This window comes from Vibrio sp. 10N.261.55.A7, assembly GCF_002877365.1.
Taxonomy (GTDB): domain Bacteria; phylum Pseudomonadota; class Gammaproteobacteria; order Enterobacterales; family Vibrionaceae; genus Vibrio.
In genome coordinates this window covers 1-11,766 of the sequence record NZ_MCWZ01000095.1, presented here as the reverse complement: position 1 = coordinate 11,766, position 11,766 = coordinate 1, and the positions used below count along the sequence as shown (strand labels likewise).

The 11,766-nt window shown below is 44.8% G+C and carries 10 protein-coding genes; 4 read left to right on the top strand and 6 right to left on the bottom strand.

What is annotated here, in order from left to right; all coding sequences use genetic code 11:
• From BCU12_RS07075 to msrA, 4 genes are all read right to left on the bottom strand, one after another.
• The coding region (locus tag BCU12_RS07075) for a DUF2796 domain-containing protein (RefSeq protein ID WP_133153824.1) at positions 1-389 on the bottom strand (389 nt) is incomplete at its 3' end.
• 38 nt (positions 390-427) lie between these two features.
• Positions 428-727 carry a DUF2607 family protein gene (locus tag BCU12_RS07070; protein ID WP_102403645.1) on the bottom strand — a complete coding sequence of 100 codons (300 nt, stop codon included), beginning with the start codon at positions 725-727 and terminating at the stop codon, positions 428-430.
• Between the two features lie 211 nt (positions 728-938).
• The gene (locus tag BCU12_RS07065; protein ID WP_102403644.1) at positions 939-1,490 is read right to left on the bottom strand and encodes a YtfJ family protein; all 552 of its coding nucleotides are present in this window, start codon (positions 1,488-1,490) and stop codon (positions 939-941) included.
• A gap of 115 nt (positions 1,491-1,605) precedes the next feature.
• Positions 1,606-2,247, bottom strand: coding sequence for a peptide-methionine (S)-S-oxide reductase MsrA (gene msrA / locus BCU12_RS07060; protein WP_102403643.1), 642 nt, complete (start codon positions 2,245-2,247; stop codon positions 1,606-1,608).
• A 135-nt stretch (positions 2,248-2,382) separates the two neighbouring features.
• On the opposite strand from msrA, the gene BCU12_RS07055 reads away from it, so the two are divergent.
• The 3 genes from BCU12_RS07055 to BCU12_RS07045 all read left to right on the top strand — a co-directional run bounded on the left by BCU12_RS07055 (position 2,383) and on the right by BCU12_RS07045 (position 8,408).
• A complete protein-coding gene (locus BCU12_RS07055; RefSeq protein WP_102403646.1) occupies positions 2,383-4,098 on the top strand; it encodes an autotransporter assembly complex family protein in 1,716 nt (571 codons plus the stop codon).
• Between the two features lie 46 nt (positions 4,099-4,144).
• Positions 4,145-7,933, top strand: coding sequence for a translocation/assembly module TamB domain-containing protein (locus BCU12_RS07050; protein WP_102403642.1), 3,789 nt, complete (start codon positions 4,145-4,147; stop codon positions 7,931-7,933).
• Positions 7,934-8,054: 121 nt separating this feature from the next.
• Entirely contained in the window at positions 8,055-8,408 is a 354-nt protein-coding gene (locus BCU12_RS07045; protein WP_102403641.1) for a DUF2799 domain-containing protein, read from the top strand.
• A 101-nt stretch (positions 8,409-8,509) separates the two neighbouring features.
• On the opposite strand, the gene ppa is transcribed toward BCU12_RS07045, so the two are convergent.
• Entirely contained in the window at positions 8,510-9,034 is a 525-nt protein-coding gene (ppa, locus tag BCU12_RS07040; RefSeq protein ID WP_102403640.1) for an inorganic diphosphatase, read from the bottom strand.
• Between the two features lie 240 nt (positions 9,035-9,274).
• Complete coding sequence (gene fbp / locus BCU12_RS07035; RefSeq protein WP_102403639.1) at positions 9,275-10,285, bottom strand: class 1 fructose-bisphosphatase; 1,011 nt, start codon at positions 10,283-10,285, stop codon at positions 9,275-9,277.
• A gap of 241 nt (positions 10,286-10,526) precedes the next feature.
• Here fbp and mpl point away from each other — a divergent pair.
• Positions 10,527-11,766 (top strand): UDP-N-acetylmuramate:L-alanyl-gamma-D-glutamyl-meso-diaminopimelate ligase (mpl, locus tag BCU12_RS07030; RefSeq protein WP_102403638.1); only part of this gene is annotated, 1,240 nt, incomplete at its 3' end.

Sequence of the window (11,766 nt, the reverse complement as noted above, 5' to 3'; positions counted from 1 at the left end):
TGCTTGTCGTGGTCATGGTTATCATGATCATGCTTGTCATGGTCATGTTCCTCATGAGCACCCTCATCTAGAGTGTGAGTCACAGATTTGAACTCGACATGGCAATTGGCTGAGGCGTTTAACGTGAAGATATTGTTAGCGTCTTCCAATGTTTTTATTGCATTCGCTAGTGTCTCTTTCTGTTGGTCATTTTGAGGTTGATGCTCGAACCCTACTACATCAGCACCTGGCGCTGTGACTTCGATAAGAAGCTCATCGCCATCTTGAGCGATGTTAAACTCGACATGTCCGTGAACGTGAGCATCGTGTTGACGATACGTGCTTTCAGCTAAAGTTGGAAAGCTCAAAAGTAAGCCGATACTAACAGCAAGAGGTGTCTTAATTTGCATGGATCTAATCCTTAATACTTGAAAATAAAAATAATACTTTAGTGTTCAAAGATTAACTGCTCAGGTGGAGAGCGTGCTAAATAAGCGTAGAAAGGTGCGGAAAACTTAATGGTAGTATAGAGGAGAACAACCCCCTCAGAGGTTGCTGAACTAAGCCATTCGGGCAGAGACTGTGAAAGGCCGTGTCCCATTGCTGAGAATAGTTGGCACTGGTGTTCGCTATGATGATCAAGGTGGAAATCATATTGATGCTCAACATAGGCAAAGTTCAGCCACAAAACCCCGACTAAGAAACTTAGTGAGATCAGTCGTTGTGCGGTTGTGATCGGCTGATTCATGGCAGAGTGAGCGGTCCAGTAGTATTCCAATGTTATAGTATAACAATATTGAGTGAGAGAATGTCAGTGAAAAATGTTCAGAAAGCATCAAGTTTCCTGATAATCACGTCAAAAGTCATTGTTCAATGAGAATAAAAAAGCGACAGCAGTGATGCTATCGCTATGATGAAAATGGGAATCCTGCCCGTTCAATGCATAGATTTTCTAAGGTCTATAATTGTTCACGAACTAGAGTAAGCACGGATTCGACTTCTGAATCACTCAACGCGCCTTCTTTAACGAACAGTACTTTACCTTGCTTGTCTTGAACGATAATGGCTGAAGATTCTTCCTCTAGCCCCCAAGCGCTAGCAACTGTACCATCCGCATCGAGAACCATAGAAGACCACGGAAACTCTTTTTTACTATTCTCTGCTTTTGATTTCACAATTGAGCCCGTTCCCCACATCGCATCATCTTGGTTAATAATGGTCGTCGTTTGGTAGGACTCTTCTGGAAATTTTGCTGCTGTAATGGCGGCCATCAGCGGTGCATTGAGCTCTTTTGAACTGCCACGGCCTGCAATTGCTTGAATAACTCGAACCTTGCCAAGCATGGATTGATTGTTCCAAGGTTGAAAGCTAGTTTCACCTTCATTGAGCGCGATTTCCCCATGTTTTTTGACTTCAACATCGAGAACAGACTCTCCTAAAGAGAGGTTGTGAGCACTAGCGATGAGCGGAGAGCACGCCAGCAGTAAGGTAAGAAGTGATTTATTTTTCATTATTGTTTTCCTTTTGATTGAGCGAAAAAAGTATATACCCAATGAAGAAAAAGCGAGAAAAACAAACCACTAAGTCGTGAACTGTGTAGATTATTTGCTCTATACCATGCCTAGATTACTTAACAAAACAAACGCCAGTGCCACCCAAACCACAGTACCCATTAGGGTTTTTAGCTAGATATTGTTGGTGGTATTCTTCTGCGTAGTAGTAGCGCCCTGCGGGTAAGATCTCCGTTGTTATCTGACCTTTATTTTCATTGTTGAGTAGCGATTGGTACTGTTGTCGAGACGCTAAAACGATGGATTCTTGCGCTTCACTCGTGATGTAAATCGCAGAGCGATATTGAGTCCCCGTATCGTTGCCTTGCTGCATACCTTGAGTTGGATCGTGTCGTTCCCAAAACTCATTAAGCAGTGTATTCAGTGAAATAATGGAAGGATCATAAATAACACTGACGACTTCTGTGTGTCCGGTTTGCGCTGAGCATACCTCATCGTAGGTTGGGTTCTTGGTAAACCCACCCGAGTATCCCACGCTAGTGCTTAGCACGCCCTCCAATGACCAAAACAGTCGCTCTGCGCCCCAAAAGCAACCCATCCCGAAAATAATTTTCTGCTGATCACCCGATAACTCCTCGGTGATTGGGGTTTGATAAACATAATGCAGTGCAGGCGGTGCTATAGCCGTCTCACGGCCGATCAGTGCGTTTTCTGGTGAGACCATTATTTGTTTAGCGCTGCGTGTATCTGAATTCATGATATATGAGACCTAATTAGTAAGTGGAGGTGAATTAATCGTGCTAATTATTTGAATAGCTAAAGACTAACCGAAGTAATCTAGGTATTATTTTTGTTTGCCGTCATTTTCATTTGTGGTTCATATCAATTAAGCATGATAACTAAGCATTTTCCAGTATTAATCTTGAGCCTTGGCTTATCAGGTTTTGTCGTTGCTGACGAAGTTGATTTAAGTATTCTGGGTTTAGAAGGGGCATTGCGAGACAATGTCGATGCTTATCTATTATCGATTCCTGAAACCGATTATGAAATATCGCTCCGATTCCAGTCTAGATTAGAACGAAACATGACCGAAGCACTCAATGCCTTGGGCTACTACAGCCCAGAAATTCGCTTTGAGGTGGTTGAGGACTCCGAACTAAAAGTACATATAGATGCAGGCGAACCGGTACTGATCAAAGAGCTAGATATTGTGATCAATGGCGAGGCACACAACGATCCTTCCTTTACACAATTACTGGCAAACAGTGGACTGGCTCTTGATCAACCCATAAATCATGGTCAGTATGATTCGCTTAAATCTTCTATTCGCAATATGGCTTTGCAAAAAGGGTATTTCAAGGGCGACTTTCTCAAAAGCAGCTTAGAAATTGTGCCTAGCTTAAATCAAGCCATCGTTCATCTTCATTATGACAGTGGGATTCGTTATCGTTTTGGCCCGACCTCAATAGCAGGAAGTCAGATACGAGAAGAGCGCGTGCAATCATTGCGCCCTTATGAAGAGGGTGAACCTTATCTGATTTCTAAGGTCGGAGAATATAACCAGAACCTTTCGAATACCGATTGGTTTTCATCCGTGTTTGTTGAGCCTGATTTAACGGAATTATCGAGTGATCCAACGCTTCCAATGAAAGTATCACTGGCCCCTCAGTCCAGAAATCAACTTGAAACGGGTTTGGGTTACTCGACCGATGTGGGAATTCGTGGCTCTTTAAAGTGGAAAAAGCCTTGGGTAAACGACAGGGGGCATAGCTTTAACAGCAGCATCTCACTTTCTGTCCCAGAGCAAAGCGTTGTGGCAGGTTACAAAATCCCACTGGCAGATGCCTTGAATGAGTATTATCAAATTCAATATGGGATGAAAAAAGTGGACAGTCGAGACACCAACAGCTTGGAGTCGAACCTATCTGTTGGGAGACACTGGTTACTGGATAGTGGCTGGCATCAAACGGTACGTGTACGTTATTTGCTTGAAAACTATGAGCAAGGTTTGCAAGATGATGTGGGTCATTTCGTACTGCCTGGGGTGTCTTTTTCGCGAACTCGCAGCAAAGGTGGCTCAATGCCGATGTGGGGAGATCGCCAAAGCATCACGTTTGAATATGGTGACCCAACGCTCCTTTCTGAAACGAGAGTGGTTCGAATTGTTGGTGGTACGTCATGGATCCGAGGCATTGGGGAGAATCATCGAGGGTTATTCCGCTTTGACGGCGGCGCTAACTTTACGGAAGAATTCGAGAAGCTATCACCGTCACTTTTGTTCTTTGCGGGTGGTGATAACAATTTACGTGGTTATGGTTACGAATCGATTTCTCCGCGGGATGAAAGTAACGCATTAACCGGTGGTAAATATCTGGCGACGACGTCATTAGAATATCAGTACCGTTTGGTGGGTAATTGGTGGGTGGCGACTTTCTATGACTACGGTAGTGCTTTTAACGAAACGCCAGATTTTAAGGCCGGCGCGGGTGTTGGCATCCGTTGGGCCTCCCCAGTCGGGCCAATCCGTCTTGATCTGGCTAAAGCATTGGATGCAGATGAAGGGGATGACGAATACAAAATCCACTTCACACTAGGCCCTGATTTATGATTGAAACCACTCAAAACTGTAACGCTCTGACGATGAAGAACGCTGGATGATAAACGTAGTATTTAAATGGACGAAATGGCTCTCCGCCGGACTTATCTCGCTAGTCGTTCTTATAATGGCTCTGGTTATTGGTCTTCTCTACACCAATGCAGGGCTAAATATGGCGCTATGGGGCGCGCAAAAAGCGCTGCCACAACTTCAAGTCGAGAGTACACAAGGCGCTATTTTTCCTCGCTTTACGCTCCACAATCTAAGCTTCAAAGATGAAGACCTTTTTATTGATGTCGTCGCGAACTCTATAACACTGGCGGTTAACCCTAGTTGTTTTTTAGAGCCGTCCATTTGCATTAATGATCTTGCGGCTGACGGGCTTACCTTTTCAATGCCGCAACTACCTGAGTCAGAAGAGGCGGCGACTCCTACAAAACCCGAGACTAAGCCATTAAAAATATCCACCCCAATCCCTATAACGGTGAGGCAAATTCGACTGTCGAATATTGACCTAGATATATTGGGTAACAAGATTCAGTGGCAGAGTTTAAATTCGGGGATAAGGTTTCAAAATAATCAGTTGCGTTTAATGCCGACGCTATGGAGAGAGAGCTCTCTGACCTTAGCGTCGTCGAATACGCCCGATGATACGACGGGTTCAAACGAAGATTCAGCCGCTAGCTCGTCAGAAAATAAGACGACGCAAGAGCCGATTCAATTGCCTTCCTTTAGCATGCCGCTTTCATTAATTGTCGAACGCTTTGATGTACAGGAATTCAAACTAGAGCAAGCGTCACACATCATTGTTAATCATCTCGGTTTCGAAGCGGAAGCCAAGGGCTCCCTGATAGATATTCAAGCGCTTGAGCTTACGATGCCAGAGGTTGAGGCTGATTTAGTCGCCGATGTAAAACTGGTTGGAGATTACCCACTGAATGCAGAACTCTCTGCACGTGTTACCCACGCCCAAGCGAATGGACAGATGCTTTCTTTGTCGGCTGCCGGGAGTGTTGCCGACCTGTCAATAAAGAGTCGCCTTAGTGGCCTCGTTGAAGCTGAGATTGATGGGCAGCTCAAGCCTTTAGAACCGACCTTTCCATACCAGGTGGTGATCAAGGATGCTCGTGCCCAATGGCCACTTTCTGGAACAGCCGATTACAAGGTTGCCGTCGAGAGTTTGTCTAGCTCTGGAAGCCTGGAAAGCTACCACATCAAATTAGATAGTGACATCCAAGGAACAAGCTTTCCGGACCTCAGTATTGAGTTAGAAGGTAAAGGCAATGTAGAGCAGATAGATATTACTGAACTTGCGTTGGCAACGCTTGGTGGCACCATTCGGGGTCAAGTGTTTGCTAATTGGAGTGCACCCATCAATTGGAGTGGAAAGCTAAATCTGGATCAAATTCAGCCTGGATTGTACTGGCCAGAAGCGGAAGGCAATATCAGTGGGGATATCGAAACGGCAGGCTCGCTAACGGAAGCCGGCGGCTGGGCAACGAACACCTCTGTTATCGATATTGATGGTATTTTAAGAGATTACCCACTCAATGTGAGCGGATCTATAGTGGCATCTGATGAACAAGGCGAAGGTGAATTCTATATTCAAACACCAGGCCTTGTATTAGCGCATGGTCCAAACTCAGTCAAAGCCGAAGGTGAGCTAAGTCAGAACTGGGATATGAACCTTAACCTCGCTCTTTCTGATTTATCGAAGTCGGTACCGGAAGTGGCGGGCGTGGTTGTAGGGGATGTTTCATTGAAAGGAAAGCTTTCTGAACCACAAATTAGGCTCGAACTCACTGGTCGTGATCTAGACTGGCGTGATGAGGCCAGCATTCAGAATGTGATGATCTCTGGTGATGTTCTACCGCTTCCTGATGTTAATGCTAATCTGACTTTACAAGCCACTTCAATTATTTACCAAGAGAACAGTGTTGACTCGGTTGAACTAAAGTTAAAAGGCTCTCTTGACGAACATTCGCTGGCGCTTGATGTCATATCCGATATTGCATCGACTAGCCTGGCGATTAGCGGATCTCTCCAACAAAAGCCCGCATTGGATTGGGCGGGAAGCTTAGAAAGATTGCTTCTGGAGTCACAGCAAGGGCAATGGAATTTAGATCAACCGACGAAAGTCAGTGTCGACGTCAACGAGCAGAGTGCCTTTGTTGAAGCGCATTGTTGGTTGCAAGATAGCTCTTCAATTTGCTTAGACCAAGATACGATGGTCGGGGAAGCGGGCGAAGCTCAGTTGTCCATCAATCAATTCAACTTTGACCAGTTAGCCGCCTTTATACCAGAAGGAACGGAGGTGGGTGGTGAAGTGAATGCGCAGGCTAAAGCCAAGTGGGCACCTAACAGCAAACCTGAAGTGACCGTTGCGTTAACGATTCCGTCTGGCCAAGTATCCACAATGCCTGAGGCACCGTTGGTAGTCGGCTGGGATGCTATTAAGCTAGACGCAACACTGGCCAATGACCGATTAGAAGCGAGCTGGCTACTCGATGTGGCAGATAACGGTGAGTTATCTGGGGATATTATGTTGCCGAGCGTTTACCAGTTGGAGAGTGGGATGCAAGGTAATGTCCGTATATCGGAGATAGGACTTGCATTTTTATCGCCATTAATTGGTGAGTTTAGCCGATTTGATGCACTGGTTAATTCGCAATTGTCGCTGAGCGGGGATTTGAAAAAACCGGATGTGACTGGTGATCTGCGTATTGATAACTTGCTGTTATTGGGCGAGGTTTCACCGATAGACATCAATAGTGGGCAAGTGGTCACTCAATTTTCTGGCACCAAAGCGAACTTACAAGCAAGTATAACGACGCCTGATGGCCCACTCAATATCGAGGGGGATGCCGATTGGGCAGATTTGGAAAAATGGAGCAGCAACATTCGAGTGTTTGCAAAAGAGCTTCTCATTAGCCAACCACCTATGTTGAAAGTCAAAGTAACGCCAGATATGACCATTAATCTAGCCCCAGATTTGGCTAAAATCTCAGGATCGATTGATCTTCCATGGGGGCAAATTGTCGTGGAAGAATTGCCACCGAATGCAATTGGTATTTCGAAGGATCAAATATTATTGGATCAATACCTAGAGCCCATTGATGACGCAAGCAACCGCGTATTTGCGTTGGAAACAGATGTTAAAATCACGATTGGTGATGAATTTACCCTGTCTGCTTTTGGGTTGGAGGGGAACCTTGTTGGACAGCTGAATGTGTCCCAACGGGATAAAGGGCCAATCATTCTTGGTGAGATCAATATCGTTGATGGCTCGTACCGCTCTTTTGGTCAAGACTTGATCATTGATGAAGGTAAGATCTTGATGAATGGGCCTGTAGACCAACCTTATGTGTCTATTAACGCCATTCGAAATCCAGATAATACACGAGATGATGTGGTCGCCGGTGTGCGTGTTGATGGCCCTGCCGATGAGCCGACCATTACTATTTACTCAGAGCCATCGATGCCTCAAGCCAATGCGCTTTCTTATTTGTTACGAGGCCAAGATATTGATGCCGAGACTGGCGGTAATGCAATGACGACGACTCTGATTGGGCTCAGTCTCGCGAAGAGCGGTAAGGTCGTGGGTGAAATAGGCGAGGCATTTGGTGTTCAGGATTTACAATTAGATACGGCAGGATCGGGTGACGAATCTCAGGTGACGGTGAGTGGTTATGTATTGCCAGGATTGCAGGTAAAATATGGTGTTGGAATCTTTGATTCTGTTGCTGAATTTACAGTGCGTTACCGCTTAATGACGGATCTCTACGTCGAGGTGTTGTCTGGTGTCGACAATGCGGTTGACCTGCTCTACCAGTTTGAATTCGAATGATCGCTTTCTTATATTCAAACGTACATTTGAAAGAAAAGGCATGATGAGCAGGTCTGCTAATGTTAGATGATGATTGACTCTCATCTAACGTATTGAACTTCATCTGATAGAGGAAGAAACAATGAAATATCTATTTTTACTGATCGCTTTGTTTGCTGTTGGTTGTGCGCAAGTGTCTACGCCAACTTCAATGGCAGCAAATGATTGGGCAGAGTATGGGAAACAGCGTGGCTTAGAAGGCCATTGGCAAGATTCACAAGATAGGTTGACCAAACAAGACTTGAACGGTGTTCTTAATGACGAGCTTTATATGGCTTATGAGCAAGGTTACGGTGACGGTAAGACAGAGTACTGCTCGCAAGATGCTCGTATGCTCGGCGTGGCTGGGAAACCTTATCGCGGTATCTGTGATGATGTCGATGTATGGTTTCGTCAAGACTATAACGCTGGCTTAGAATCAGGGAACATTTTTTAGGTTGTATTCGCGAGCTAGGCACAGTAATTAGAGGCAGCTTGATTGTTCGCAAGACGCCTCTTTTGTCATGTTAGTGTGGCTGTTTTGCGCGCGTTCTGATGTTATTTGGCGCGCTGATATGAAAGCATGATTTCTTCTTTAGCGGCTTCGATGTCTTCCCACCCCTCTACCTTGACCCACTTCCCACTTTCCAACTCTTTATAACGCTCAAAAAAATGCGTAATTTGAGCCTTCATCAGTGGCGGTATATCCCCAACGTTTTGAATATGTTCATACTCGGTTGAAAGCTTAGAGTGAGGGACGGCAAAGACCTTGGCATCCTCTCCTGACTCATCACTCATCTTTAACACCCCAACAGGGCGGCAGCGAATCACTGACCCTGGAATCAATGGAAATGGGGTGGGGACGAGCACGTCAACAGGGTCACCATCTAAAGACAATGTGTCATTGATGTAGCCGTAATTACATGGGTAAAACATGGGTGCGGACATAAAGCGGTCAACGAAAACGGCGCCCGTGTCTTTGTCGACTTCGTACTTGATAGGATCTGCGTTCGCAGGAATTTCGATAATGACATAAATATCGTCAGGCAGAGATATGCCAGCAGGAACGGTTTTTAGACTCATTTCGAGCTCCTCTAAGGAATGATTAGTAAGCTATGTAAGTCTAGTTGGTAGATTTAGAATTGAAAAATATCGCTGTTTTCATCATTTGGGATGAATGTGTTGGGGCTGGGGTTGTGGTAGGTGAGAGAGAGGCTTAAGAAGGGCAAAGAGGGCGGTGGAAATGTTGGCAGGTGATTATTGAGTGAAAGGAAGTAAGGTAAGCGAACGTACTCATCGCTTACCTTTAATTTTTATCGATGGTCAGTCTTGGTTCTTTTCAATGAACTCTTCAACTTTTTCAACCATGCTTTTAGAGCCTGTAAAGAAAGGCACGCGTTGGTGTAACTCAGTTGGTTTTAGATCCATGATGCGATTCACACCGTCTGATGCTGACCCCCCTGCTTGTTCAATGATAAATGCCATTGGGTTGCATTCGTACAACAAGCGCAGTTTACCGTTCGGGTGGCTTTGGGTGCTTGGGTACAGGTAGATACCACCTTTCAGCAAGTTACGGTGGAAGTCTGAAACCAGTGAACCAATATATCGTGACGTATATGGACGACCATCTTCCGGCACATTTTCTTGGCAGTATTTAATGTACTTTTTTACCCCTGTCGGAAAACGAATGTAGTTTCCTTCGTTGATAGAGTAAATTTTACCTTCGTCGGGCGTCATCATATCTGGGTGAGAAAGACAGAAAGTGCCAATAGATGGATCATAAGTGAAGCCGTTGACTCCGTTACCCGTGGTGTAAACCAGCATTGTTGATGAGCCATAAACGACATAACCCGCGGCAACTTGCTTATTACCTGGTTGAAGGAAGTCTTCCTGTGTTGGTGGTGTGCCAACAGGGGATACTCGTCGGTAAATAGAAAAAATAGTACCAACAGAAACATTCACATCGATGTTAGAAGAGCCGTCTAATGGGTCCATTAGTACAACATACTTGGCGTTTTTGTTGAGTTCTTTATTGAACGCAACCGCTTCGTCTTCTTCTTCACTCGCGACACCACAAACTTGGTCTCGTGCTTCGAGTGCAGCCTTAAACTTTTCATTGGCGTATAGGTCGAGTTTCTGTTGTTCTTCACCTTGAATGTTATCAGTACCGACAGCACCAGTAATATCGACTAAACCAGCTTTGTTGATTTCTCTGTTTACGATCTTTGCAGCAAGTCTAATCGAAGAGATAAGAGATGAAAGATCACCGCTAGCGTGGGGGAAGTCCGATTGTTTTGAAACAATGAACTCGCCAAGGGTGCGCATTTCAGACATGGAATATCCTTAACAATTATGAGTGTGGGGGCGTGTGCGAAAACGATTGCCTCTTGATTGGGCTTTATGCAATCACATTAAAGATAGTGTAAGCGTTAGATCTTATTTATGGTAATGAAGTAACCGATTGAGATCTCAAATCATTTGTCGTTTGTCAGCGATTTGCAATCTCACTTTCATTTAGTAAAGAAATAGAGATAATGAGTTTCTTAACCAAAATTTCTCTCGTAAGGCAGCTTGTATGCATATTCATATCTTGGGCATTTGTGGCACATTCATGGGCGGCGCAGCCGTATTAGCTCGCCAGCTTGGGCACAAAGTCACGGGCTCTGATGCCAATGTTTACCCCCCAATGAGCACATTATTAGAGTCTCAAGGTATTGAAATTATTGAAGGGTTTGATCCGTCTCAGCTCGACTCTAAGCCTGACCTCGTCGTGATTGGCAATGCGATGAGCCGAGGCAATCCTTGTGTTGAACGAGTGTTAGACAGTAATCTTCGCTACACCTCTGGACCGCAATGGTTGCAAGAATTTCTACTTCATGATCGTTGGGTGATGGCGGTATCAGGAACTCATGGAAAAACAACGACATCAAGCATGCTGGCGTGGATATTAGAATCGTGTGGTTACAATCCTGGTTTCTTAGTCGGAGGAGTGCTTGGGAACTTCGGAATTTCTGCACGACTCGGCGAGAGCATGTTTTTTATTGTTGAGGCTGATGAATACGACAGTGCTTTTTTTGATAAACGTTCCAAGTTTGTTCACTATCGCCCACGAACGTTAGTTATGAATAACCTTGAGTTCGATCATGCTGACATTTTTGATGATCTTGAAGCGATTAAGCGTCAATTTCATCATTTGGTCAGAACGGTGCCGAGTAATGGACGGATTTTATCACCTAAAAATAATACAAATATTGATGATGTACTCTCTCGAGGTTGTTGGAGTGAGACTGAATTTACAGGTTCAGACGGCGATTGGCGTGCTGAAAAGGTCAAAAAAGACGGTTCAATATTTGATATTTATTTGTATGACAAATGTGTTGGGCGAGTGACTTGGAATTTAGTGGGTGATCACAACGTTGAAAATGCTTTAATGGCTATTTCTGCGGCAAGACATGTAGGAGTCACCCCTGATTTAGCGTGTGAAGCGCTCGGGGCGTTCATTAATACTAAGCGCAGGTTGGAGCTGAAAGGCGTCGTTGGTGGAGTGTCTGTTTATGATGATTTTGCCCATCATCCAACCGCGATTGAACTCACTTTGGATGGTTTACGTAATAAAGTGGGTGAACAAAAAATCATTGCCGTATTAGAGCCGCGTTCAGCGACGATGAAGCGTGGTGTTCACAAAGAGACCTTAGCGGCTTCATTAGCGAAGGCAGACACTGTTTACCTTTATCAACCTGATAACATCGACTGGTCACTTCAAGATATTGCCGATAACTGCCACCAAGAAGCGTTTGTTTACAATAATATTGAAG